27 protein-coding genes are annotated in these 25412 nt (G+C 56.5%); 21 read left to right on the forward strand and 6 right to left on the reverse strand.

The genetic code is table 11. The features are described from left to right. Positions 1-224 precede the first annotated feature (224 nt). From MJ257_RS19585 to MJ257_RS19595, 3 genes are all read left to right on the forward strand, one after another. Positions 225-1136: a helix-turn-helix transcriptional regulator gene (locus MJ257_RS19585; RefSeq protein ID WP_240270861.1), complete on the forward strand. Its 912-nt coding sequence runs from the start codon at positions 225-227 to the stop codon at positions 1134-1136. A gap of 67 nt (positions 1137-1203) precedes the next feature. Beyond that, positions 1204-1941 carry a zinc ribbon domain-containing protein gene (locus tag MJ257_RS19590; protein WP_240270835.1) on the forward strand — a complete coding sequence of 246 codons (738 nt, stop codon included), beginning with the start codon at positions 1204-1206 and terminating at the stop codon, positions 1939-1941. A gap of 17 nt (positions 1942-1958) precedes the next feature. Then, positions 1959-2597 carry a GyrI-like domain-containing protein gene (locus MJ257_RS19595; protein ID WP_240270836.1) on the forward strand — a complete coding sequence of 213 codons (639 nt, stop codon included), beginning with the start codon at positions 1959-1961 and terminating at the stop codon, positions 2595-2597. Here the strand turns inward: MJ257_RS19595 and MJ257_RS19600 are convergent, their stop codons facing one another. Continuing rightward, complete coding sequence (locus tag MJ257_RS19600) at positions 2598-2804, reverse strand: YwbE family protein (RefSeq protein ID WP_240270837.1); 207 nt, start codon at positions 2802-2804, stop codon at positions 2598-2600. Between the two features lie 178 nt (positions 2805-2982). Here MJ257_RS19600 and MJ257_RS19605 point away from each other — a divergent pair, with 178 nt between their 5' ends. From MJ257_RS19605 to zapA, 4 genes are all read left to right on the forward strand, one after another. After that, positions 2983-3132 (forward strand): hypothetical protein, encoded by a 150-nt coding sequence (locus MJ257_RS19605; protein WP_240270838.1) that lies wholly within the window; start codon positions 2983-2985, stop codon positions 3130-3132. A gap of 368 nt (positions 3133-3500) precedes the next feature. Further along, positions 3501-4535, forward strand: coding sequence for a phenylalanine--tRNA ligase subunit alpha (gene pheS / locus MJ257_RS19610; RefSeq protein ID WP_240270839.1), 1035 nt, complete (start codon positions 3501-3503; stop codon positions 4533-4535). Positions 4536-4564: 29 nt separating this feature from the next. Next, positions 4565-7006: a phenylalanine--tRNA ligase subunit beta gene (pheT, locus tag MJ257_RS19615; protein WP_240270840.1), complete on the forward strand. Its 2442-nt coding sequence runs from the start codon at positions 4565-4567 to the stop codon at positions 7004-7006. Between the two features lie 115 nt (positions 7007-7121). Then, complete coding sequence (gene zapA, locus MJ257_RS19620) at positions 7122-8669, forward strand: cell division protein ZapA (protein WP_240270841.1); 1548 nt, start codon at positions 7122-7124, stop codon at positions 8667-8669. Between the two features lie 81 nt (positions 8670-8750). Here zapA and MJ257_RS19625 read toward each other — a convergent pair whose 3' ends face one another. After that, on the reverse strand, positions 8751-9131 hold the full coding sequence (locus MJ257_RS19625; RefSeq protein ID WP_240270842.1) for a cupredoxin domain-containing protein: 381 nt from the start codon (positions 9129-9131) through the stop codon (positions 8751-8753). A gap of 253 nt (positions 9132-9384) precedes the next feature. Next, positions 9385-9747 carry a phage holin family protein gene (locus MJ257_RS19630; RefSeq protein WP_178021943.1) on the reverse strand — a complete coding sequence of 121 codons (363 nt, stop codon included), beginning with the start codon at positions 9745-9747 and terminating at the stop codon, positions 9385-9387. 153 nt (positions 9748-9900) lie between these two features. Between MJ257_RS19630 and MJ257_RS19635 the strand changes: the two genes are divergently transcribed. From MJ257_RS19635 to MJ257_RS19650, 4 genes are all read left to right on the forward strand, one after another. Further along, positions 9901-12267: an endonuclease MutS2 gene (locus MJ257_RS19635; RefSeq protein WP_240270843.1), complete on the forward strand. Its 2367-nt coding sequence runs from the start codon at positions 9901-9903 to the stop codon at positions 12265-12267. A 37-nt stretch (positions 12268-12304) separates the two neighbouring features. Beyond that, the gene (locus MJ257_RS19640) at positions 12305-12721 is read left to right on the forward strand and encodes a DUF350 domain-containing protein (RefSeq protein WP_178021945.1); all 417 of its coding nucleotides are present in this window, start codon (positions 12305-12307) and stop codon (positions 12719-12721) included. Between the two features lie 135 nt (positions 12722-12856). Next, entirely contained in the window at positions 12857-13450 is a 594-nt protein-coding gene (locus tag MJ257_RS19645) for a hypothetical protein (protein WP_240270844.1), read from the forward strand. Between the two features lie 171 nt (positions 13451-13621). Then, positions 13622-14833, forward strand: coding sequence for an MFS transporter (locus MJ257_RS19650; RefSeq protein WP_240270845.1), 1212 nt, complete (start codon positions 13622-13624; stop codon positions 14831-14833). Here MJ257_RS19650 and MJ257_RS19655 read toward each other — a convergent pair whose 3' ends face one another. Beyond that, positions 14834-16069, reverse strand: a complete 1236-nt coding sequence (locus MJ257_RS19655; RefSeq protein WP_240270846.1) for an NAD(P)/FAD-dependent oxidoreductase — start codon at positions 16067-16069, stop codon at positions 14834-14836. Positions 16070-16324: 255 nt separating this feature from the next. On the opposite strand from MJ257_RS19655, the gene MJ257_RS19660 reads away from it, so the two are divergent. The 9 genes from MJ257_RS19660 to MJ257_RS19700 all read left to right on the forward strand — a co-directional run bounded on the left by MJ257_RS19660 (position 16325) and on the right by MJ257_RS19700 (position 22226). Continuing rightward, positions 16325-16558: a hypothetical protein gene (locus MJ257_RS19660; protein ID WP_178021949.1), complete on the forward strand. Its 234-nt coding sequence runs from the start codon at positions 16325-16327 to the stop codon at positions 16556-16558. A 28-nt stretch (positions 16559-16586) separates the two neighbouring features. Further along, positions 16587-16973 (forward strand): spore coat protein, encoded by a 387-nt coding sequence (locus MJ257_RS19665; RefSeq protein ID WP_240270847.1) that lies wholly within the window; start codon positions 16587-16589, stop codon positions 16971-16973. A gap of 148 nt (positions 16974-17121) precedes the next feature. Next, entirely contained in the window at positions 17122-17622 is a 501-nt protein-coding gene (locus MJ257_RS19670; RefSeq protein ID WP_240270848.1) for an Lrp/AsnC family transcriptional regulator, read from the forward strand. Positions 17623-17635: 13 nt separating this feature from the next. Beyond that, on the forward strand, positions 17636-18844 hold the full coding sequence (locus MJ257_RS19675; RefSeq protein WP_270406364.1) for an aminotransferase class I/II-fold pyridoxal phosphate-dependent enzyme: 1209 nt from the start codon (positions 17636-17638) through the stop codon (positions 18842-18844). Positions 18845-19041: 197 nt separating this feature from the next. Next, positions 19042-19257: an aspartyl-phosphate phosphatase Spo0E family protein gene (locus MJ257_RS19680; protein WP_178021976.1), complete on the forward strand. Its 216-nt coding sequence runs from the start codon at positions 19042-19044 to the stop codon at positions 19255-19257. Positions 19258-19384: 127 nt separating this feature from the next. Further along, positions 19385-19951, forward strand: a complete 567-nt coding sequence (locus MJ257_RS19685; protein ID WP_240270849.1) for a cob(I)yrinic acid a,c-diamide adenosyltransferase — start codon at positions 19385-19387, stop codon at positions 19949-19951. After that, complete coding sequence (locus MJ257_RS19690; protein ID WP_240270850.1) at positions 19948-20928, forward strand: RluA family pseudouridine synthase; 981 nt, start codon at positions 19948-19950, stop codon at positions 20926-20928. The genes MJ257_RS19685 and MJ257_RS19690 overlap by 4 nt, the downstream gene beginning before the upstream one ends. 14 nt (positions 20929-20942) lie before the next feature. After that, positions 20943-21305: an arsenate reductase family protein gene (locus tag MJ257_RS19695; RefSeq protein ID WP_240270851.1), complete on the forward strand. Its 363-nt coding sequence runs from the start codon at positions 20943-20945 to the stop codon at positions 21303-21305. Positions 21306-21344: 39 nt separating this feature from the next. Beyond that, positions 21345-22226 (forward strand): 5'-3' exonuclease, encoded by an 882-nt coding sequence (locus tag MJ257_RS19700; protein WP_240270863.1) that lies wholly within the window; start codon positions 21345-21347, stop codon positions 22224-22226. Between the two features lie 118 nt (positions 22227-22344). On the opposite strand, the gene MJ257_RS19705 is transcribed toward MJ257_RS19700, so the two are convergent. After that, complete coding sequence (locus tag MJ257_RS19705) at positions 22345-22647, reverse strand: DUF3055 domain-containing protein (protein WP_240270852.1); 303 nt, start codon at positions 22645-22647, stop codon at positions 22345-22347. Between the two features lie 239 nt (positions 22648-22886). Here MJ257_RS19705 and MJ257_RS19710 point away from each other — a divergent pair, with 239 nt between their 5' ends. After that, the gene (locus MJ257_RS19710; RefSeq protein WP_240270853.1) at positions 22887-23891 is read left to right on the forward strand and encodes an HRDC domain-containing protein; all 1005 of its coding nucleotides are present in this window, start codon (positions 22887-22889) and stop codon (positions 23889-23891) included. Positions 23892-24059: 168 nt separating this feature from the next. Here MJ257_RS19710 and corA read toward each other — a convergent pair whose 3' ends face one another. Next, positions 24060-24995, reverse strand: coding sequence for a magnesium/cobalt transporter CorA (gene corA / locus MJ257_RS19715; protein ID WP_240270854.1), 936 nt, complete (start codon positions 24993-24995; stop codon positions 24060-24062). Positions 24996-25412 lie beyond the last annotated feature (417 nt).

The raw sequence follows: 25412 nt of genomic DNA on the forward strand, positions 1-25412 counted from the left end.
TCTCGACTACTTCGTGCTTCCTTACCTCCGCAAGCTGTTCCATAAGAAGGATGCCGGAACGCAAACCCCGGCGCCGAAACAACCGCTGAACGTGAAACGCACGGCGTAACGGACGATAACCTGGAAGAAGGGCTCTCCTCGAGAGCCCTTCTTTTTTTAATATGACATCGCTATGTCTCATTTTCGAGGGTATACTTGATTTCAAAGGAGGGGTACGCGTGCAGATGAACCGCCTGTTTGAAATCGTATATTTGCTGCTGGAGCGTCAAACGATGACGGCTGCCGAGTTGGCGCAGCGGTTCGAGGTGTCCACCCGCACGATCTACCGCGACATCGATACGTTAAGCGGCGCGGGAATTCCCGTGTACGCCAGCAAAGGAAAGGGCGGCGGGATCGGTCTGCTGCCCGATTTCGTGTTGAACAAATCGCTGCTGTCCGAGGTCGAGCAAAAGGAAATCTTGTTTGGGCTGCAAAGTCTGGAAGCCACGAACGCCCTGCAAACGAGCCGGATTTTGTCCAAGCTGAGTACCCTTTTTCGCAAGGAGGAGGTCCAGTGGATCGATGTTGATTTCTCCGGCTGGAACAGCGGGGAAGCGGAGCGTAGCAAATTCGGGCTGTTGAAGACGGCCATCCTGGAACAGCGGGTCGTGAAGTTCGTTTATTATAGCTCGTATGGGCAAAGAACCGAGCGGCAAGCTGAGCCGTTGAAGATGCAGTTTAAGAACCGTTCCTGGTATTTGCAGTGTTACTGCCTGCAGAGCCGGGAGCTTCGGACGTTTAAAATCAGCCGGATCGAAGAACTGGTGGTCACCGAGACATTGTATGAACGCCGGGACATGGAGGTCACGCCGCTGGATGCCGCCATGCAGGACGATCGCTTCACCTACGTCGACCTTGAGCTCTTGTTTCCGCCTCATATGGCGTTTCGAATCTTCGACGAGTTCGAACGGACCCGCATCCGCAAACGGGAAGACGGCCAGTATCTTGTTACGGCTACTTACCCCGAGGACAGCTGGGTTTATGGCTACCTACTGTCCTTTGGCGAAAATGTAACGGTGGTTTCTCCGCGGCATATCCGGGAGGTTTTGCGCGACAAAGCCAAGAAAATCGCCGAACGGTATTCCGAACCTTCTTAATATGACATACAGCCGTCATATTATGGCTGCTACAATGGTGCCATCCAAGTAAAAGGAGTGTTGTGCGATGGCGAAGGTAGAGTTGAAGTATGTCGAGGATTTTACGGTGGCGGGCCGGCTCGGCCAGGGCGGCGCGGAGAAGGGGCCGCAGTGGATCATGCCGCTCTGGGACCAAGCGAACGCTTCGTATGCGATGATCGAGGGCATCGTGCTTAAGGATGAGCATGGAGCGCCAAAGGGGACTTGGGGTTTAATGGGGCACCCTGACAAGTATTTGGGTCGATGGGACGACCGAGGGCTGTATTTGGCCGGCTGCGAAATTGAAGCGGACAGCGACGTTCCGGAGGGCTGGACGAAGTGGACGGTTCCGGCTCATACGTATCTGGTGGCGGATTGCCGCGATACGGCGTACGGCGAGGTATTTAACGAGGTGATCGGAACTTATTTGCCGGAACACGGCCTGAAACTGACCGGAGCCGTACATGAGCATTATCCGGAACCGGGAATTCCGGCCTATGTCGAGCTGTATTTTCCGATCGCGGAAGACCGGTTGTTCTGCCAAAGCTGCGGTATGCCGTTGACGAATCACGGGGAGCTCGGCACGGAACAAGGCGGCGAGGTCAATTACGAGTATTGCGTTTACTGCTACAAAGACGGTGCGTTTACCGCCGATGTCTCCATGGAGGAAATGATCGAGCAATGCTTGCAGTATGGCGGCGATTCCGGCATGTTTGCGGATAAAGCCAAAGCAAGGGAAGCGATGCTGGCTTGGTTTCCAACGTTGGGGCGCTGGAAACGGGATTAATGCGGAGGGTGGCAGATATGGAGGACAAGCTGGATTTCAAGAAGAAAGATAAGGCTCTGTATATGCCGGGGCCGAATCCGGTTTTAGTCGAGGTACCGCCGATGCTGTACCTTATGGTGGACGGCAAAGGGGACCCCGACGGGGAAGGCTATCAGCTTGCCGTTCAGAAGCTGTATACCTTGTCCTACGAGATCAAGATGAGCAAAATGGGCGAGCACAAGCCGGTTGGGTATTACGAATATGTCGTTCCCCCGCTCGAGGGTCTTTGGGATTCCGAGGGCATCGGGTACGATCCGAACCGGAACAATTGGGTGTGGACATCGATGGTTCGGCAGCCCGAATTCGTCACGGAGGACCTGCTGGACCGGGTGAAGGAACGGACGGCGAAGAAGAAACCGGAGCTTGATTTGAGCGATGTGAGGTTATCCGTCTTCAAGGAGGGGCTTTGCGTCCAGATGATGCATCTCGGGCCCTTTAAGACCGAACCGGAATCGGTGGCCCGGATGGCTGCGTTCCTCGAGGCGAACGGTTTGGAAGAGAACTTCGACGACTTTCGCAAGCATCACGAAATTTATCTATCTGACCCGCGCAAAACCGCGCCGGAGAAAATGAAAACCGTGCTGCGGCATCCGGTAAGGCGGATATCGCCTTCCTGACTAATCGGCTTTGCTCGGGAGAACCGCTTTCACACGGCCCACCTGACCGTCTTGCAGCCGGACCTTAATGCCGTGCGGATGGGTAGCGGAGTTGGTCAGGATGTCCTTGACGACGCCACGGGTCAGCTTCCCGGTGGGCTGGTCTTTTTTTAATACGATGTCCACGGTGAGGCCGGGTGCGATGTTCTTGCGTTCGTTGCCGTTCATGGGCTTATTCCTCCTTGGCGTGATGGGATGCGTTCCAAATCACTTCTTTAAGATACCATAATGGAACGCCGACTTGCCAACGGATGTCCGTTTAGCATATAATAGCAGGTAATTATGACATGAAATGCATGGATGGAGAAGAGTAAGCAGGAAACCGACCAACAGGGAAGGGGCGCCGGTGATTGAGAGCGCCGCTAGGGAAACGGAACTGCCGAAGTTCGCTCCGGAGCAGTTCCTTGAACTGCCGCTGCTAATGGAAACGCCGCAAGGCGTCTTGCTGCAGGCCGGCACACTAGAGGATACCGGTCACGAGCCGTTATTTCGTTGAAAGTGAGAGCATCGCGCCCTTCGAGCCTTAAGGCTGGCAATGGTCATGCGGCGCTCTAACAAGGGTGGTACCACGGTCTTTTCGTCCCTTACGGGAGAAGAGGCCTTTTTATTTTGTCTTATCGAGGTTGTTCAAAAAGTCATCTTTTGATCACGAAGCAGGTCAAGAAGCGGATTCGACGTCGAATCTTGAATTCAGCCGGGCCTAAGCGGATGCTTCCGAAGCATGTTTCCTTCGGAAACATTTCAGGTGCTCACGTACCCCAATCGTACGCTCCGCTCCTTAGACCCTAGCTTCATCCAACCTTCTCGGTGCTGAAAACCTGACTTTTTGAACTCGTACTACAAAACTTTTAGGAGGAGCTATTCATGAAGGAACGTCTTGAGGCACTAAAAGCAGAGGCGCTCAAAGAGCTGGCGGAAACGGTAGATGCCGGGCATTTGAACGAGCTGAGGGTCAAATATTTGGGCAAAAAGGGCGCGTTAACCGAAATCCTGCGCGGGATGGGGTCCTTGAGCGCGGAGGAGCGGCCGGTGATCGGCCAGGTCGGCAACGAGGTCAGAGCCGCCATCGAAGCGGTGATCGAAGAGAAGCAAGCCAACTTCCAGCGCCAGGAAACCGAAGCGCGGCTGGCTGCCGAGAAAGTGGACGTGACGCTGCCCGGCCGTCCGCTCAAGCAGGGGAGCACTCATCCTCTGAACCAGGTGATCCAGGAGATCGAGGATATTTTCATCGGCATGGGCTATCGGATTGCGGAAGGTCCCGAGGTCGAAACCGACTACCACAATTTCGAAGCGTTGAATCTGCCGAAGGACCATCCGGCCCGCGACATGCAGGATTCCTTCTACCTGACGGAGGAGCTGTTGATGCGCACGCAAACGTCGCCGGTGCAGGTGCGAACGATGGAAGCGATGCAGGGCGAAGTACCGGTCAAGATTATTTGCCCGGGACGCGTATTCCGGCGGGATGACGACGATGCGACCCACTCGTTCCAGTTCCATCAAATCGAAGGGCTGGTCGTCGGCAAAAAAATCCGGATGAGCGACCTGAAAGGTACCCTGCTGGAGTTCACGCGCAAAATGTTCGGGCCGAACACGCAAATTCGCTTGCGTCCAAGTTTCTTCCCGTTCACCGAGCCCAGCGTCGAGGTTGACGTCACGTGCATGAAGTGCGGCGGCGACGGATGCCGGGTGTGCAAACAGTCCGGCTGGCTGGAAATTCTCGGCAGCGGGATGGTGCATCCTCGAGTGCTCGAGATGAGCGGCTACGATCCCGAGGAATACAGCGGCTTCGCATTTGGGATGGGCGTGGAACGGATCGCCATGCTGAAGTACGGCGTTGACGACATCCGCTACTTCTATAACAACGATCTGCGTTTCCTGCAGCAGTTTGCCAGAGTTTAATTTTACGTAAAGAGGGAAGGGAACTGACAATGAAAGTATCAACCGAATGGTTGTCCGACTATATTTCCCTGGACGGGGTGAACGTTGAAGAGCTGGCGGAGCAAATCACCCGTTCCGGGATCGAAATCGATTCGATCGAAAACCGCAATCAAGGCGTCATGAACGTCGTGGTAGGTTTCGTGAAGAGCAAAGAGAAGCATCCCGATGCCGATAAGCTGAACGTTTGCCTCGTCGACGCCGGGCAGGAGGAAGAGCTGCAGATCGTTTGCGGCGCGAAGAACGTTGCCGCGGGCCAGAAAGTTCCGGTTGCGCTCGTTGGCGCCAAGCTCCCGGGGGGGCTCGAGATCAAGAAGGCGAAGCTGCGCGGCGTTTTGTCGCAAGGGATGATCTGTTCGGCCAAAGAGCTGGGCATGAACGACAAGCTACTGCCAAAGGAACAGCAGGAGGGGATCCTGGTACTGCCCGAGGACGCGGAGATCGGCACGCCGATCACGGGCCTGCTGGGTCTGGACGATAAGGTGCTGGACTTCGATCTCACGCCAAACCGTTCCGATTGTCTGAGCATGATCGGGGCCGCTTATGAAGTTGGCGCGATTTTGAGTCGCGAAGTGAAGCTGCCGCAGCCCGAACTTGCCGATTCAGGGGTGCAAGCCAAGGAGCGGATTCAAGTCAAGATCGATGCGCCTGAGTTGTGCAGCCGGTACGCGGTACGCTACATCGCCGGCGTAAAGATCGGCCCTTCGCCGCTGTGGATGCAAAACCGGCTGATGGCGGCGGGGATTCGTCCGATCAGCAACATCGTCGACATCACGAACTACGTGATGCTTGAGTACGGGCAGCCGCTGCATGCGTTTGACGCCGACAAGATCGCCGGCGGCACGCTGGGCGTGCGCCAGGCAAAGGCCGGTGAGAAGCTGGTGACGCTGGACGGCCAGGAGCGCGAGCTGGAAGCCGGCGCTTTGCTGATCGTGGACGGCGAGGATCGTCCGGTCGCGTTGGCCGGCGTGATGGGCGGATTGGACACGGAAGTGACGGATCAAACGGTCAATATCGTGCTGGAGTCGGCGAAATTCGCCGGAGGCAGCGTCCGCAAAACTTCGCGGACGCTGGGGCTTCGCTCGGAGGCTTCCCAGCGGTTCGAGAAAGAGGTGGATCCGGCGGCCGTACTCCCAGCCTTGGATCGCGCGGCCGCGCTGATGGCTGCCCATGCCGGGGGGCATGTGGCCCAAGGGATCGTGGAGGTCGCTCACCAACAGCCGGAAGAGAAAGTGATCGCCTTGCCTCTTCAGAAGTTGAACGATTACCTGGGCACAGACATTTCCTCGCTGGAGGCCAAAGCGATTCTGGGGCGTCTCCGCTTCGAATGCGCGGGCGCCGAAGAGGTCATCGAGGTCCGCGTGCCGACTCGCCGCGGCGACATTACGCGCGACGTGGATTTGATCGAGGAAGTGGCCCGGCTCTACGGTTACGACAACATTCCGACGACGATGATCGAAGGGATCACCACGGCCGGCGGATACACGAAACCGCAGGCGCTGCGCCGCACCATTCGCGGCTTGCTCGGACATGGCGGCTGGCAGGAAGTGATGGGCTACTCCTTCATCCGTGAAGGCGTGAGCGCCAACTTCCCGCAGCTTGGCGAAGGAGACCGGGAAATCCGCTTGGCCATGCCGATGAGCGAGGACCGCAGCGTGCTGCGTGCCAGCCTGATGCCGGGGATGATCGACATCGCGGTCTACAACCGCAACCGCAAGCAGGACAATTTGGCGTTGTTCGAAATCGGCGACATCTTCCGCACGGAGGAAGCCAAGCTGACCCGGCAGCCGAGCGAGCTGCCGGTGCTTGGATTGCTGCTGACGGGCGATCGGGCGGAGAAACGCTGGAACGCACCGGCCGAGAAGGTCGATTTCTTCGATCTCAAAGGTGCGCTCGAAAGCCTGTTCCAATATCTGGGCCTCGCCGACCGGATCTCGTATGAAGCGGATCGGCCGCAAGGCTTCCATCCCGGCCGTTCGGCTTCCGTCTTCCTGAATGGAACCGCCGGCAAGGAGCGGATCGGTACGCTGGGCCAGCTTCATCCGGAGCTGCAGCGGGAGATGGACTTGGATGACACGTATGCCGCCGAGCTGCTGCTTGAACCGCTGTACCGTTACGCCGGCGAAGCTTACGTCTACCAAGAGCTGCCGCGTTATCCGGCAATGCAGCGCGATATCGCCGTCGTTGTCGGCTCCGAAGTGGAAGCGGGCGCGCTGATCGCTGTGATCCGCGAAACGGCGGGCGAACTGCTGGAGTCGGTGGAGGTATTCGACGTATTTACCGGCGCCAAATTAGGAGAAGGAAAGAAGAGCGTGGCTTTATCGCTCGTGTATCGTCACATGGAACGGACGCTGACGGACGAAGAAGTGGCCGCGGTCCACGATCGGGTGGTTGCCGGACTGTCGCAAACTTTTGCGGCTGAGCTTAGAAAATAGCAGGAATTGGACGAAGTCACATCGAATCATTTGTAAGACGACCGATTCGATGTGACTTTCGTGCAATTATCCGCATCTAAGAGACGACACACAGGACCGAAGGAGGCACATAGCGTTGAATAATCAAGGCCGAATTAGCGTAAACGTGGAAATCTACGGAACTTCTTATAAAATCGTCGGAAGCAGCGCGGAGTACATGAAGCAGGTGGCGCGCCGCGTGGATGAACATATGCGCAGCATCTCCCAGGCCTATCCCCACTTGGACACGCCGCGGCTGGCCGTACTGGCCGCCGTGCGGATGGCCGAGGAAGCGATCCGGGTGGAGCAGCTCCAGAACGAACTGCAAAATGCCAAACAGGAAAAGTCGGTGCTGCTCCAAGAGAACTCCGTCCTGCAGGATTTACATGCCAAACAGGAAAACATGTACAAGGCGCTCCAGGAGGAACAACAGCAGCTGAAGAACGAGAAGCGCCAGCTCACCGGACAGGTGGAGAAGCTGGAAGCCTCCCTGCTCGTCCAGGAGGAGGAATCCCGCAAGCAGCGCGGCCGGGTGCAGGAGCTGGAGCGTCAGCTTACCGAGCAGCGCGGCAGCAACTCGCAGCTTCAAGCCAAGCTGCGCCAGGCCGAGCAGACGGCGGCGAAGGAGAAAGAGGAGGCGGCCAAGCTGCAGAAGCAGGTGAGCGAGCTGCAGCGGCGCGAGCAAGACGCCAAGGCGGCCGAGCAACGGGCGGTGCAGCAAAGCGGGAAGCTGCAAGAGCAGACGAAGCAGCTCCAAGGCACGCTCCAGGCTGCGGAAGCGGAAACGAAGCAACTGCAGCAAAGGTTGCAGGAAGCCAAGGAGCGGGAGGACAAGCTCCGGGCCGAGGTATCGGCGGCGCAGCAGAACGAGAAGTCGTGGCAGAAGCTGGCCGAGAAGCGCAGCGAGGAGTTAAGCCGCCTGGAAATCAGCTTGCTCGAGGCTGCCGACAAGAGCGAACGGCTGACCGAGCAGTTGGCCGCCGAAGCCAGCAGGATGGAGGAAGCCAGCGGGGAGCTGCAGGCGGAGCGGGAGAAGGCCGGCGCGTTGGCCGCCGAGCTGGATTCGCTGCGTTACCGGTTGGAGCGGGCCGCAGGGGAGCGGGAGCAAGCTCTCCTAGCGGCGCAGACGGCCGAAGAAGAGAAGCGGCAGCTGGAACAAGAGCGGGATGAGCTGAACCTGCGGTTGCAGGAGCTCGAAGAGGGCCGCAAATCGCTTGCCGCCCTGGAGTCCGAGCTGGAAAGCTATCGCGAAGCGGCTGAAGAGCGGGAACGGGAGTGGCGCAAGCAGTGGGCTTCGGCGGAACGCGAGCTGAATTCCTGGCGCGAGAAGGAAGCCGAGCTGCATCGGCAACTGGACGAATGGCAGCAGGAAAGCGCGGCCGGAAGCGAACGCGTATTGACGATGGCCGGCGACTTCGAGGCGCTGGAGGAAGAGAAGCGCCGGCTGGCCGAGCAGCTTCAAGAGATCACGGACAGTTACGAGCTGGTAACTCATCAATTCCGACTTCTGCAGCTTGAGCGTGAGAAGGAACAGGAGCAGCAGGCGGAGCGGGAAGAGGAATATCGTCGCCTGAAGGACGATTACGCCAAGCTTCAATCGGAATATAACGAATGGATCGAATTGCTTGAACAGGACCCGTCCTAAAGTCTAATGAAGGTTCGACCTCATGAAGAAGAGCCCCCGGCAGTGTGCCGCGGGCTCTTCTTGCGTGTAAAGGCGAAGCGTCTATTCTACGATGATTTTAGATATCATGCCGCTGTGGCCGGAACCGCACATGACCGAGCAGGACATCTCGAATTCGCCGGCTTCGGTCGGAACGATCACGGCGGAGTCGTTCTTGCGGTCAAGCTGCAGCTTCAGGCCGGGAACGAGGATCCCGTGGTTTCCGGAGGCGTTCTTGAACACGATCTTCACCGGAACGTCTTTCTTTAAATGGTATTCGGATTGATCGAATTGATAGTTGCTGGCTTCGATGACCAATTCGGCCTCCGGCTTGACGTTGTTTTCGGCGGCAGACCCGCTGGTCTCAGCCGCTTTACCGCCGCTGCAAGCGGTAACAAGCAACAGTAATACCGAACTTGCGACGATAGCTATGCTTTTCTTCACAATTATCCCTCGCGATACAGTATATTTGTGACAATATTAAGAATATCATACCGTATTTTGCAGGGGGCGGAAGGTTGAAGGTTTGAAGAATTGTTGAACTTCTGCGGAAACAACCTTCAAGAAAGCCATGGTGGAATGTCAGGAATCTATAGGCACGGAAAATGCGTTAAATGGCGAAAGTGAGAAAGAGGCCGTTCCTGCCGCAGTGTGACAAACCTGCGGAAGGAAGGCCTCTTTGCTTGGTGCACCGCCATTAACGGTTGGCTTTGTCTTTACCTGCGTCAAAGGGAGTTGACACGGGAATGAACAGGTCGATGATCCCGATCACCAATGCGGCAAGCAAAGCGCCGATAACGGAGACGGATACGCCGGAAATAATGAACTGGGCAAGCCAGATCACGAGCGCACTCGTAAGAAAACCGACGATTCCGCGCCCGAACGGGGTAACCCTCGTTCCGAAAATGCCTTCAATGGCCCAGCCCAATAGGGCGATGACCAAGGCGAGCAGCAAGGCGCTGCCGAATCCGCCGATGCTGAATTGCGGTACGAGCCATCCCACAACCAGCAGAACCAGGGCGGAGACGATGAATCGCACGACGTGTCCCAGAAAATGCATGGTACATAGCCTCCTTTTAGAAGTAAGTACGTTTGGCTATACGCAATTATCATGTTCCGCGATTCGCATTCTTATGTGTGATGTGGGCAAATGGCGAAAAATGAATGGTTTCGTTATAATGGGATCATAGCCCGAGGGGAGTTGTGAACGTACTTGGACGAGAAAATTTTCAAAACCATGGAATATCGAAAAATTATAGATCAGCTGTCATCTTATTCCCAAACGGCGCTCGGAAAAAGAACGGCGGAAGCGCTGCAACCTGCCACCGATTTGGAAGATGTCAAGCGGATGCTGCAAGCCACCGATGAAGCGTTTAAAGTGGACCGCCTGAAGGGCGCGCCCGGATTCGGCGGGATCGTGGACATCACTCCGGCCGTCAAACGGGCCCGGATCGGGGGGACGCTGAACCCGCACGAACTGCTTGGCATTGCGACCACGTTGGAGGGCTCGCGCCGGATCAAACGGTATATCGCCACGATGCATGAAGAGCACGAAGTCCAACTGCTGTTTAACTTAAGCGACGCCTTAAGCGAACAGAAGACTTTGGAAGACGCGATCAAACGCTGCATCGACGATAGCGCGGAGGTGCTGGATTCGGCGAGTCCCGAGTTGGCCAGCATCCGCCGCGAGCTGCGGGGCGGGGAGGTGCGGATCCGCGAGAAGCTCGATGCGATGATCCGCTCGTCTTCGGTGTCGAAGATGCTGCAGGATCAGCTGATTACGATCCGCGGCGACCGCTTCGTGATCCCCGTCAAGGCGGAGTATCGCGCCCATTTCGGCGGGATCGTGCACGATCAGTCCGGATCGGGAGCCACGCTGTTCATTGAGCCGGAATCGATCGTGGCGATGAACAACAAGCTGCGCGAGACGCGGCTGCGCGAAGAACGCGAAATCGAGGTCATCTTGCAGAAGCTTACCGCCCTGGTTGGCGAGCAAGCCGAGTTGCTGTTGTACGACGGGGACGTGCTGGGCCAATTGGATTTTATCTTCGCCAAAGCCCGTCTGGCCCGGGAATTGAAGGGTACGCTGCCGCGCATGAACGATCGCGGTTTTCTTAAGCTGAAGAAGGGCCGTCACCCGTTGATCCCGCCCGACCAAGTCGTTCCGATCGACGTGGAACTGGGGAATCAGTACTCGACGATCATCGTTACCGGTCCAAACACCGGGGGGAAAACCGTCACGCTGAAAACGATCGGACTGCTCAGCCTGATGGCGATGTCCGGGTTGTTCGTGCCGGCCGAAGACGGCAGCCAGCTCTGCGTTTTTGACGCGATTTATGCCGATATCGGCGACGAGCAAAGCATCGAGCAGAGCTTGAGTACGTTCTCCAGCCATATGACGAACATCATTTCGATCTTGCGCCGGATGACGCCCAAAAGCCTCGTCCTACTGGATGAGCTGGGTGCGGGTACCGACCCGGCCGAAGGTTCGGCGCTGGCCATCGCGATTCTGGAGCATATCCATTCGCTGGGCTGCCGGATGGTGGCGACAACCCACTTCAGCGAGCTGAAAGCTTATGCATATGAACGGAAAGGCGTCATCAACGCCAGCATGGAGTTTGATGTTAGCACGTTAAGTCCGACCTATCGTCTGCTGGTAGGGGTTCCCGGGCGAAGCAACGCGTTCGCTATCGCCGAACGGCTGGGCCTGCCGGAGCGGATCCTGGAGTATGCCCGCGGCGAAGTGACCGAAGAGGACATGCGCGTCGAGAATATGATCGCCTCGCTGGAACAGAACCGCCTCGGCGCGGAGCAGGAGCGCGAAACGGCCGAGCAGCTGCGGCGGGAGATGGAAGAGCTCCGCAGACGCCACGCTTCCGAGCTGGAGAAGCTGGAGCAGCAGCGCGATAAACGCCTCGAGAAGGCGGAGGAGGAAGCGTCGGCGATCATTGCCAAGGCCCGTCAGGAAGCCGAACGGATTATCGGGGACCTGCGCCGGCTTGCGATGGAAGAAGGCGCAGCAGTCAAGGAGCACAAGCTGATCGCCGCGCGCAAGGAGCTGGACGAAGCCGAACCGCAGCGCCGTAAGAAAAGCGGGGCAGCCCGCAAAGCAGCGAAACCACCGCGGCAAATCGAACCGGGCGACGAGGTGATGGTGTACAGCTTGAATCAGAAAGGCAATGTCGTGGAGCTCTCCGGCAGCAAAGAAGCGATCGTGCAGCTCGGCATCATGAAGATGAAGGTGAGCCTGGACGACATGGAGCTGATTGCCGCAGCCCCGGCCAGCAAGCCGGTTCAACGGACGGCGCCAAACGTCAAGCGGACGCGCGACGAGAACGTTCGCAGCGAGCTGGATTTGCGCGGGGCCAACCTGGAGGAGGCGTTGATCGAGGTCGACCGCTTCATTGACGAAGCCTACTTAAGCAATTTAGGCCAAATTTACATCATTCACGGGAAAGGCACCGGGATTTTGCGGACAGGGATTTCCGAATATCTTCGCAAGCATAAGCATGTCAAGAGCTATCGTCTGGGGAATTACGGAGAAGGCGGAACCGGCGTTACGGTAGCCGAGCTGAAGTAAGAACGAATAGCCTCATGGCATAAAGGGAGAGGACGCTATGAAGGAAAGCATTGATCCGCTCTTGGAGCAACCGCTGGGGCTGATGATCGGATATTTATCCGTAGCGGTGTTGGAATTGATCGTGTTTCTTTCCTGCTTCGAACTGTTCGCAAGGTACCGCTGCTGGCAGGAGATCAAGCGCGGCAATCTGGCCGCGTCGCTGGCCACCGGCGGGAAAATATTCGGGCTGGCCAATATCATCCGTTATGCAGCGGTACATCCGTCCATCTACGACTTTATGATTTGGTCCTCGGTTGGGGCCTTGCTGCTGTTTGCTGCATATTTGCTATTCGAGTTCTTGACGCCGGTGTTCCACATCGACGAAGAAATCGCAGCGGGGAATGCCAGCGTCGGTTTTATCGCGATGGCCGTTTCGGTGTCGGTGTCCTTTTTGATCGGCGTTTGCATAGGTTAGGGATCTGAGTTGAAGGAGTAGAACGACGTGAAAAACCTGGTCAAGGTGTTATTTATCGCCTCTATTCTGTTTTTGGCCGCGGGCATTATTTATTTATGGAATGCTTAATTTGGTAACGAAAGGACGATTTTGGGTATGGAAACGACGATTTGCCCATGGTGCCAAACGGAGATCGTTTGGGACGAAGAGCTGGGGCCGGAGGAGGAATGCCCACACTGCCACAACGAATTAAAGGGCTACCGGACAATCAACATCACGCTTGGCCCGGAAGAAGAGGAGTTCGAGGACGAGGAGAACGACCATCCCTTTCATGATCGGAAGCATCCCCTGGATGAAGACGACGAGGATGCGGACGGCGAGCCGTTGTGGGAGGATGCAGGGGACGCACATCTGGGCGCTGTCCGCCGGGTCGAGGCGTTTACGGCGTCGGGCGGTGATTTGCTGAAGTACGAAACCGGCGTGGAGAAGCTGCTTGACGCGCAGGACGAAGTGCCGGAATGCCCGCATTGCCGGGAATATATGGTTTATGCCGGGAAGCAGAAGCTGGTATCGCAGGACGGCGGGTTTGAGGCGGCCGTTCCGACAGGCGGGAATCGCCCGCTCCTATCGGGGGATGCCGAGCTGAATGTTTACGTCTGCTCCGCTTGCTTCCTTGTTAGCCGGTTTTTGGACGAATCTTCCCGGATCGCCATGATCCGCACCATTTCAGGTGAAGAAGACAACGAATAAGCTATAAAATTTTGGCAGCGATCGGCCCTGTCCTTACGGACGGGGCTTTTTGGCGTTCAAGGGTCCTTAGGTTTTCACGGGAACGTCTCATGCTTCGGCCATTTTTGGGTATCTTACAGTTGCACAACCTCTTACAGGGGGAAACTCGAAGTTTGGCGGGGGAGCGAATTCATGAAAAAACACCTGAACAGCCAATCGATCCTGCTGCTGGCGGTGAACGGCCTCTTCGTGCTTGCCGGCGCCTTATCGGGCACGTTCCTGAACGTCTACATCTGGAAGGTCAAACCGGACTTTAACCTGATCGCCTGGTTCACGTTCAGCCAGCAGGTGGCGTTGGGGCTTGTCTTTTGGATTGCCGGAAAATGGGTGAAGGAACGCGATAAAATGATCTTTTTGCGGCTCGGGATGATCGTTTCGGGCATCTTCTATTTGCTGGTGCTATGGACGGGCAAACATACGGTGGATTACATATGGCCGCTCGGTTTGTTGTTCGGAACCGGTTCGGGATTATTCTGGCTGGCCTTCAACGTCGTTTATTTCGAGGTGACCGATGTCGAGACGCGGGATCGCTTCAACGGCTGGGTGGGGATTCTGGGTTCGGTGATCGGGATCTTCGGCCCGTGGGTCTCCGGTTGGCTCATCTCCATGAAACACGGGGAGGCCGGTTACCGGTTGATCTTTACCCTCTCGTTAATCGTCTATGGGACCGGGATCCTGCTTAGCTTTTGGCTGAAAAAAAGAAAAACCGGCGAGCCCTACAGCTGGCTGGCTCCGGTACGCATGCTGAAAAAGGGCAGCCCTTGGCGCCAGGCTGCTCCGGCTTCGGCCGCTCATGGCTTGCGCGAGGGCGTATTTTCATTTCTGATCAACCTGCTGATCTTTATCAGCACCTCGGCGGAGTGGCGGATCGGGCAATATTCGCTGATCACGTCTTTGGTTTCTCTGGTCAGCTTTTGGGCAGTGGGCAAATGGTTGAAAATCCGCGCGCGCTATTACGGCATGTTACTCGGAGCCATTCTCATCACCGCCGTCATCATCCCGCTGCTCTGGAAGGTCAACTACGCCACCCTGATGGTGATGGGGGTCGGGACGTCGCTGTTCTTGCCGCTGTATCTCATTCCGGTCATCTCTTCGGTTTTCGATTTGATCGGCAATAGCCCGGAAAGCGTCGAGCAACGGGTCGAGCTGATCGTGCTCCGAGAGCTTAGCATTACCGTCGGCCGGTTGGGCGGAACGCTGTTGTTTATCGCCGTATATTCCATGGTTCCGCGCATGCCGACGATCACCTGGCTGATGTTCGCCCTGGGCGCGACGCCGGTGTTAAGCTGGCTGGCGCTGCGCCGGCTGTTGAAACGGGGGGCTAAGGCTGCCAATAGCGCCTAGCTAGCGCCGTTGTGCCGGCGCCGGTTTGGTGCTTCGCGTCAGCGAGAATATCGCCATGTCGTCCCGACGATACCCGGTCAGCTCATCCACGAGCATGTCTGCCGCGATCATGCTGCATACCGTCCCATTTCCGCCGTAACCCTCCAGGAAATAATAGCCGGGATAACTCGGATGCGGACCAATATAGGGAAGACCGTCCCGGGATTCCCCGAAGACGGCACCCCAGGCATAGCTTGCGGCCAACCCGTTCTGATCCGGGAACCGCCGACGGATTTCCGCCATCAGCCTGTCGCTTTGCCGGATCTCCCGGCCCTCTGGCAACCGGCCTCCGTGCAGGCCTTCATCCAGCCCGCCGGCGATGATCCGCCCATCGGGCGTTGTCCTCATATACAGATACGGCCTTGCCGTCTCCCAGATCAGGCACTGTTCGAACCACCCGCCCAAGGAGGCTGCGGGCTCGGTGACGGTCACGTAGGTGGCGCGTAAATGAGCCCCGCGTTCCTTCTTGAGTTGCTGCGTCTCGTAGCCGGTTGCCCAGATGACGTGCCGGGCCGTCACGATCCCTTCGCCGCAGCGGCAACGAATCCGGCCGCCTTCTCCCGGCTCGCTGCCCCGCATCGGGCTTTGTTCATAGATGCGCCCGCCTAGCCGTGCCGCCTCCTGGACCAAGCCGTGAACGAAGGCGTACGGGTTCATCTCCGCATCGCCTTCCGCATAAATTGCGCCCGGGTAACGGAAGGAGAATCTGTCCGCGATCTCGCCAGCCGACCACCAGATGGCCGGAAACCCGAAACGCTGCAATATTTCGCATTCTTCCCGAAGCGAGTCGGCGTCCCGCTCGGAGCTGGCCAGGTAAAGGCTGCCGCGTTCCGTCATCCGCGCCGCGCCGTCCAGCCTGCCGGCGATCTGCTTCAAGCGCTCCAGAGCTTTGCGGCTGAGCCGGTAAAAATGCACGGAAGGCCCCTCGCCGAAGGTATGGATCATCGAGGTCAGCATTTTGTCGCTGGCATATTGCAGCAAGCCGGTGCTGGCCAACGTGCTTCCGCCCGCAATCCGCCCCGATTCCACCAGTACCGCATCGATTCCCCGCTCTGCCAGCAGATAGGCGCAGAGCGCGCCGCCAACGCCTCCGCCCACGATGAGCACCTCGGTGCGCAGCTCCCGGTCCAGCGAGGGATATTCGGCGGCATCAGGCAGCGTAGAAGGCCAATAAAGCTTGCCGGTATGTAATTTCATCGATGCCGGTTCATCCTTTCGAACGGTGAGGATTTCATCATTATATCCATCCGCCGCGGACTAAAAACGGCGAATCTTCCCCCTATAATGCATTGTTCAAAAAGTCAGATTTTCAGGACCGAGAAGGTTGGATAAAGCTAGGGACAGGGTAGCGGAGCGTACGTTTTGGGTACGTGAGCAACCTCTATAACATATCCTCACAGCAGCGGGGCATAATACCGAAAAGAAGGATCATTCACCAGGGAGGGAAACCCAATGTTCTACTCGCAAATGCAGCCTTTATCCATGAAAGAGCTCGATTACATCGCCGATTCGATCTCCAACGAGGAGATGCTTAGCAAGCTGTGCGCGGCGGCGGCCGCGGTATCGCAGAACTTTGAAATCGAGCAGGCGATGCTGGAGCACATCCGAGTGCATGAGCATCATCTGCATCTGTTGACGGATTCGTTGCGTCAGCACCAAATGGCAGCCCCGACGCCCAACCAATAATCCACTTGCCTTTAGGAGGAACAGCCCGATGAATCCAATGGACAACCAAGAGCTCTTGCCTCAGAACGATTTGTTGAAATCGATTCTGGCCGATTTGCGGCGCACCGTCCGGGAATATACAACGGCAACGACAGAGTCGTCCTGCCCGGCCGTCCGCCAATTGTTTACGGAGTTGACGAACAGCACCTTGAGATTGCAGGGAACGCTCTACGAGCTGATGAAGCATCAAGGCATCTATACGGCACCGGCTCCCGCGCCGCGCCAATTATTAGACAAGAAGCTGCAGGAGGCGGAAAAAACGCAGCAGGAGCTGCACCAGTTTACGGATCGGCGGGCTTCCCGCTGGACGCCACATGCCCATCAGGCTAACGTGGAAGCCCATCGGCCTAATGTGCAGCCGCCTTACTATATCTAACGGCCTTGCCGTCCATTCCAAAAGCTCACTTGGAGTGGACGGTTTTTCTATGCAGACGCTCGAAATTCATGTAATATAAGTATTAAATTTGTTCTGCACGCCGCTCGTATCAAGGGAGGCATGCGGAAGCATCGCTGGAGGATGAGGGATGAAACAACTAAGCGAATTGAAGCTCAAACTGCTGGACCTCCTCAAAGAGGACGCCCGCCGGGATGCGAACTTGCTGGCGACGCTTATCGGCGTTCCTACGGAAGAAGTGGCGGAAGCGATTCGGGAATTGGAAGAGGACCATGTCATCGTCAAATACGCGACGGTGGTGAATTCCGGCAAGCTGGATGACGAGAAGGTCACGGCGCTGATCGAAGTGCAAATTACGCCCGAGCGGGGGCGCGGCTTTGAAGCGATCGCGGAGCGGGTATACCTGTTTCCCCAAGTCAAATCGGTATTTTTGATGTCCGGCGCGTACGATCTGCTGGTCGAAGTGGAAGGCCGCAACCTGAAGGAAGTGGCAAGCTTCGTATCCGACAAATTGTCCACCCTGGAGTCGGTGTTGTCGACGAAAACGCATTTTATTTTGAAAAAATACAAGCAGGACGGCATCATTTTCGAGGATCCCGAAGAAGATCGCCGTTTGTTGATATCTCCGTAAAGGAAGTTATGTTATGAGCATTCAATCACAGCGTGCTGAGCAATCGGATAAAACGATGACGTCGTATTTGGCCCCGCGGGTCCGGGAAATTCAACCCTCCGGCATCCGCCGATTCTTCGACTTGGCTAGCGGAAGCAAGGATATTATCACACTGGGCGTAGGCGAACCGGATTTCATTACGCCATGGCATGTGCGGGAGGCTTGCGTCTATTCGCTGGAACGCGGATATACAAGCTACACGTCAAACGCGGGAACGCCTGAGCTTCGGGAAGCGATCGCCGAATATTTGGATACGAGCTATCAGGTGAAATACAATCCCAAAGATGAAATTCTCGTCACGGTGGGCGGCAGCGAGGCGATTGATCTTGCGCTGCGGGCGCTGATCGAACCGGGCGACGAAATTCTCGTTCCGGTTCCTTGCTACATTTCCTATTCGCCGATCGCGTCGATCGGGGGAGGGATTCCGGTCGAAATCGAGACGTATGCCCGCCACGAATTCAAGCTGCAGGCCGAAGACCTGAAAGCGAAAATCACGCCAAAATCCAAGGTCCTTATCTTAAATTATCCAAGCAATCCGACGGGCGGCATCATGACGTACGAGGACTGGCTGCCGATTGCGAAGATCGTCGAGGAACATGATCTGATCGTGATTTCGGACGAGATTTATTCGGAACTCACCTATGGGCAGAAGCACGTCAGCTTCGCCTCGATTCCGGGAATGAAGGACCGGACGATTCTCGTCAACGGCTTCTCCAAGGCGTTCGCGATGACCGGTTGGCGGATGGGCTACGCCTGCGGACACCCCGATCTGATTTATGCCATGTTGAAAATCCATCAATACACGGTGATGTGCGCGCCGGTCATGGGGCAGGTCGCCGCGCTCGAGGCGCTGAAGAACGGGCTGGAGGAGAAAGACCAGATGGTCGAATCCTACAACCAACGCCGCCGTTTGATCGTTCAGGGCTTGCGCGATATCGGGCTCGAATGCCACGAGCCGCAAGGGGCGTTCTACGCTTTTCCAAGCATCGCGTCGACGGGACTAAGTTCGGAAGAATTTGCCCAACGCCTTCTGCTGGAGGCCAAGGTCGCGGCAGTTCCGGGCAATGTCTTCGGTGCCGGCGGGGAAGGCTTCCTGCGCTGTTCCTATGCGACGGGGGTAAACCAGCTGAACGAGGCTCTAAATCGAATGGAGCAATTCGTCCGTAAACTGAAGCAAGGTTGATTCATGGCAATATCACTCGAATACCCTCGAAATTTGGAGTTAATTAACAAATCTTTCATTTTCTAATTGATTTCAGTTTTATGGACATGGTATAATTTGATTTTGGAAGAAGGTTTTAGTTTCTCAGGGAGGGATTTCTTTTGCGCGGTGAGTACAACTTGCCATACGATAATGCACTATTCGCTGAAGGCCGCGACATGCATCCATGGATGGATCAAGAGGATCGGCCGAATTCACCGCAAGCCGTAACGCTGGAGGACGAAATTCACTTGCTTCGCAGCAAGATGGAACGGCTCTTCATGCAGGAAAAATCCTTTACATCGGATATTGTGATTGAAATCAGCAGCTTATTGGACCTGAAAATTAATGAGTTCATGAAAACGAAAACCCACCCAAAATCCAATCGACGATAACCTGTCCGACACTTTAAAGGAGATCCGCCCCGCGGGTCTCCTTTTTGCGGTTCCAATAGTTCCATGACCAGCCGGGCTTCGATTTATGGTAAGATGGTACGAGAGTATGCCACGGGGAGGAATTCGAATGTCGATTTATACGCGCACCGGAGACCAGGGCCAGACTTCGGTCATTGGCGGACGAGTGAGCAAAGACGACGCGCAGGTTGAAGCTTACGGTTCGATCGATGAGCTGAATAGTTTCGTCGGCCAAGCGGCCAGTTTATCGGATGAGGAGACGTTTGGCGATCTTCGCAAAGAACTGATGCAGATCCAGCAGGAGCTCTTCGATTGCGGCTCGGATCTCGCTTATGTCCAACTGTCGGAAAGCCGCTATAAGGTGACGCCGGAACTGGCGGAGCGCCTGGAAGCTTGGATTGACCGGCATCAGTCGGAGAATCCGCCGTTGGAGAAGTTCATTTTGCCGGGGGGAACGCCGCTGGCTGCGACGCTGCACGTCTGCCGGACCGTGTGCCGGCGCGCCGAACGCCGTGCGGTTACGCTGGGCCAGATGAAGGAGATCAATGCCGAGGTGTTGACCTATCTGAACCGTTTGTCGGACTATTTCTTTGCGGCGGCCCGTACCGCCAATCATCGCCGACAGGTCGCAGATATCGAATATGTACGGAGCAGGAAGGTGTTTGGCAACAAGTGAGATCCGAGTATTATGATCCGATCGAATATCAAGTGCCCGCGGCGGAAGACGGTTGGACGGTCAAGAGCGTGCTCCAGCGCCGGATGGGCATCTCCCGGAAGCTGCTGTCGCGGATAAAGCTGACAGAGCGCGGGGTGATGCTTAACGGAGAGCGGGTATTCATCAGCGTCCCGGTCAAAGCCGGCGATACGGTAAGCGTATCGCTGGAGAAGGAAACGTCCGCCGATATCCTGCCCGAGCCGATTCCGTTTGACATCGTGTACGAAGACGATGCGCTTTTGATCGTCAACAAGGCGGCAGGAATGATCGTGCACCCGACGCATGGCCACTACACGGGAACGCTGGCCAACGGCGTCGTTTACTATTGGCAAGAGAAGGGGGAGGAATTCCGCTTCCGTCCCGTGCACCGGCTGGACCAGGAGACGAGCGGCTTGATCGCCATCGCCAAAAACGCCTACGTGCACCAGCATATTTCCGAGCAGTTGATTGCCGGCGAGGTGAGCAAGAAATATACGGCGCTGGTTCACGGCTGTCCGGCACCGGCGGAAGGAACGATCGACGGTCCGATCGACCGCGATCCGTCCGAGCCCCATCGACGGATCGTGACCTCGACGGGTTATCCCTCGCTGACCTATTACAAGGTGGCGGAAGCCTACCGGGAGGGGGCCCGGGTCGAGCTTCGCCTTGGCACGGGGCGAACGCATCAGATCCGCGTGCATATGACGTCGATCGGCCATCCGCTGATTGGCGACAAGTTCTACGGACTGCCGGGGCTCGCGGAGCTGCCGGAGCCGGAGGACGAGCGGATCGGGCGATTGAACGGAGCGATCGGGCGGCAGGCGCTGCACGCTTCGGAGCTGGGCTTCCGTCATCCGCTTACCGGAGAGGCGTTGACCTTTAAGTCAGAGCTGCCGGCGGATATGCGGAAGCTGGAGGAGCTTCTGCGCGGGGACGGGTTGGTTTCTGCAAATCGTTAGGAGGAGTTTGGAACGTGAGTAAACTGAAGGTATATCATTATCCGCCATGCGGGACATGCCGAAATGCGATTAAATCGCTGCAGTCCAAAGGGCATGAGCTGGAGCTGCACCATATCAAGGAAACGCCGCCGAGTGCCGCCGAGCTGGACAAGCTGGCAGGGCTCAGCGGGCTGGAATTGAAGAAATTTTTTAATACCAGCGGTGAGGTATACAAGGAATTGGGCTTGAAGGACAAGCTGGCGGGAATGACCCGGGAAGAACAGCTTGCGCTGCTGTCTTCGAACGGGATGCTGATCAAACGCCCGATCGTGACGGACGGGAAGAACGTGACCGTCGGGTACAAGGAAGAAACCTACGAGCAGGTTTGGGGCAAATAAAAAACATGAAGAGAAAGGTGGTTTGGGCGAATCGTGAATTTGGTGCAAAGCAGTAAAGATACGATTCTGCTGGTGGACGGAATGGCGCTGATGTTCCGCGCTTTTTACGCTTCGGCTGCCACAGGATATATTCGCCGTACGAAGGCGGGCGTTCCGACCAACGCGGTGTACGGGTTCATGCGTTATTTTTGGGACGCGGTGCAGAAGTTCGGGCCGACGCATATCGCCTGCTGCTGGGATTTGGGCAGCAAAACGTTCCGTACCGAGCAGTTCTCCGACTATAAAGGCAATCGGTCGGATGCGCCGGACGAGCTCATTCCGCAGTTTTCGATGATCCGCGAAGTGATGGACAGCTTAGGGATTCCGAATGTCAGCTCGCCGGGCTTCGAAGCGGATGATTGCATCGGGACACTGGCGTCCCGCTTCGGACGGGAGATGGACGTGCTGGTACTGACGGGCGACCACGACATGCTGCAGCTGGTCAGCGAGCGGACGAGCGTGATCATCATGAAAAAAGGCCACGGCAACTACATGGTGTATACGCCGGAGGCCTTGATGGAGGAGAAGCAATTGACGCCCGGACAGATCGTTGATCTGAAGGGCTTGATGGGCGATACGAGCGACAACTATCCGGGCGTGCGCGGCATCGGCGAGAAGACGGCCCTGAAGCTGGTGCAGGAGCACGGCTCGGTCGATGGCATCCTGGCCGATTTGGACCAACTGTCCAAATCGGTCCGCGCCAAAATCGAAGCCGATCTCGACATGTTGCATCTTTCCCGGCAATTGGCCACGATCCGCTGCGACATCGAGCTGGAGTGCGACGTGGAGACCTGCCGGCTCGAGCTGAATCCGGCGCAGGTGGTCTCCAAGTTCGAGGAGCTGGAGATGGCCAGCGTCAGCGCCTGGATGGGCGTCGTATAGAGAGGTTGTTCAAAAAATCGGCTGTTGATCACGATGCTAATCATGGATGTTTATTCGACATCGAATCACTGAATTCAGCCGGGCCTTCCGTTACTCACGTAGGCTAACCTACGCTCCGCTAATCAGTGAAGTAAGGCTCGCCTAGGACCTGGTACAGGAAGGTACGCAGCTCGATGCCTTCCTCCTCGCTCAGGTTGTAAATATGCTCAAGGTAACCTTCCTCCTCCAGGTCGTCGGTGCCAAGAATAGCCGTGCGCCCGTTATGCAGGTCGGTAACCAGCTTTTTGCCGTAAAAGCGGTTGGTGGTCGTGACCGCCAGGTCAAACCGTTTCAGCGATCCGCCGATAAAAGTAACGAATCGGGTCGAGGTGTTTTCGGTGCTGTCGGACAGGAAATCCAGTTCTTGATGCGGGTCGCTCATTCTGTATGCCTCCTTAAATTGGGAATATCTCTAGCTATTATACCGGAAAACGGGAAGCGATGGGACCCTGAAAAAATCCGCATTGACAGCTTGGTTAATCATGGTATTATTAGGGATAACAGGTTACGTTTGGGGGAAGCACCTCTTTTGCGAATGTTCGCGGAAGAGGTGCTTTTTTGCGTTTGCGCTTCATTTACGAAACTCCTTCGTAGCCGAATTTTTAAGGAGGCGAATGGTTGATGCGGATCGTATTTTTGAACAGTCTGGAGAAGAAGAATGGCGGCACCGTGTTACGGGGGGCCCAGGTATGGATCGGGGAGGAGGAAGGCGTGTGGCGGATGGGTTGGAACGAGCTGACCGCCGACGGCGAGCGGGAGGATCTATGGTATGAAGGGGCCTCTTGGTCGGAGATGCTTCATGTCTACCGTCATCGATTGGCGGCCAAGCTGGGTGAGGGGTTTCGCCCCGTGATGGAAGGCATTTGGGATGAGAAGGAAGCGTTGACCGGGCGGGGCATGGCGGCGCAGAAGTTGTTTTGCTATAGCGAACTCAACGGCAACGAGCCGGTTTACAACGAATTGACGGCATGGCGCCGGAAGAAAGCGTCATCGGAGCGCAAGGCGCCGTACTTGATCGCCAGCAATCGGTTGTTGCGGATGATCAGCGTATTTTTGCCGCAAACGGCGGAAGAGCTGCTGCAACTGCCGGGCGTCGGGGAGAATAAGGCCGGCGAATACGGCGCCGAACTGCTGGAAATCACGAAGGCGGCGGAGCGGAAGACCGAGTTTCCGCTGGATTGGGTTGAGCAGGAGATCGACGACGAGGTATTTCGTTCCTGGTTGTATAAGCAGAAGGAGGTCAAATACCGGGCCGAAATGGAGAAATTCAGCGTCCGGCGGGCGGTGCTGGAGGCGCTTGCCGAAGGGCTAAAGGTCGAGGATATTTGCACGCGGACGGGCATCGAGCGGCGGGATGCGGTCGAACTGCTGGAGAATCTGGAGAAGGAAGGATACAATACCGACCATTTGGTGAGTGCCGAACTGGAGGAAATGCCCGAAGCCGAGCAACAGGCCGTTTGGTCAGCTTACGAAGAGCTGGGGGACGCGCTCCTGAAGCCGGTCCTGCACAAAGTATACGGAGCAGAGGCCGCCGAAGGCGGCAGCCTCGACACGTTGTACGAGCGTCTGCGCCTGATCCGCATCCGGTACCGCCGTCAGCGCGAAAGCGCCCGGCACGCGGGATAAGAAGGCGGGTAGTGCGCTATGGTAGCAAGCAGGCAACAGCAAGGGCAATAACGGGGGCAAGTGCACTTTTGCAGTTCGCACTTTTCTTCACCTAACCAAAAAGGCCAACCCGGACTCCCAGCCCGTGTTGGCCTAACTGTTCATTGTTCAGATCGTCTGCACGTTTCCTTATATCCAATCTCTCTTCCGGAAGATGAAATACATGCCGAGACCCAACACGCCCATGATGCCGAGGACGATAAAGTAACCGTATCGCGAATGCAGCCCCGGCATGTGGTCGAAGTTCATGCCATAGATGCCGGTGATCAGCGTCAGCGGAATGAAGATCGTCGTGATCGCGGTGAACACGCGCATGATTTCGTTCGCGCGGTTGGCGATGGCGGCCTGGTAGGCCTCGCGTAAGTTGCCGACGAGCTCGCGGAAAGTATCGAAGTTCTCGGAGATCTTCACGGCGTTTTCGTAAATGTCGCTGAAGTATTTTTGCAGCTGGTCGTCGATCAGCCGGAGGTCTTTTTTGTTCAGGATGTTGATGACTTCCTTCTGCGGCCCCAGCACCTTCTTCAGCCACAGGATTTCGCTTCGCAGACCGATGATTTCGTTCAGGTGCGAACGTTTGGTGTGCATCAGGATATCTTCTTCGAGCTTTTCGATCTTGACCTCGATCCGGTCGCCGACGATGAAATAGTTATCGACTACCAAGTCGACCAGCAGGTACAGGAACCGGTCGGGCTCGCTGACCTCCTGCTCCCACAGGATCGGCTTTACCGCGCGCAGTTCGTTGATTTTCTGTTTAGTAACCGTAATGATATAATGCCGTCCCAAAAATAGGTTCAAAGCCCGCAGAAAAATCTCTTCATCGTCATAGCGAATGCTGTTGACGACGATAAAATAATGGTTGTCGTAGGTTTCGATCTTCGGGCGCTGCTCCTCTTCGCTCAAGCAGTCCTCTACGGCCAAATCATGCAGCGAAAACAAGGGCTGCAGCAGGGCGAGGTCATCGACATCGGCATCGATCCAATAGAAGCCTTCTTCCGGAGCGGTGGTCGTCAGTTCCACGTCCTCTACGGGGGTAAATACGCCGGCTTGGACATGACGGATTTTCATAAGCTTTCACTCCCTTTCCCCGGGCCTGCCGGCCTGGGATGCTCTTGGTTGAGGCATAGGAAAGGGACGTACCGCTGGATGGCCGGAACGGTCAAACAGGCGTTTATGCAAACACCGGGAAACGAAAGTGCCCTATGCGTTCCGCAGGCACCCAGCGGGTCGGTTTCCTATGCGATTGGTTTTCCTGGGTTGTCCTCTGCGGACTCGGGTCGCCTTCCATTCTCGGTTTCACCTCGCTATTTTCAGGTTGCTTGAACATTCGTCAAACCCTAGGCCCGACTGGGCCTAAAGGCACTTGTCTAGTATAACGCCAGCGAATGAAATGTTTCAACCCAAAAGTATACTATGTGAGCCGGATTCAAGGGGTCCATGAACACCGTGTGATTTTTCTCGCAGGTTCTTGACGGAATGCCTCCG

Source organism: Paenibacillus timonensis (assembly GCF_022427145.1).
Classification (GTDB): Bacteria; Bacillota; Bacilli; order Paenibacillales; family Paenibacillaceae; genus Fontibacillus; species Fontibacillus timonensis.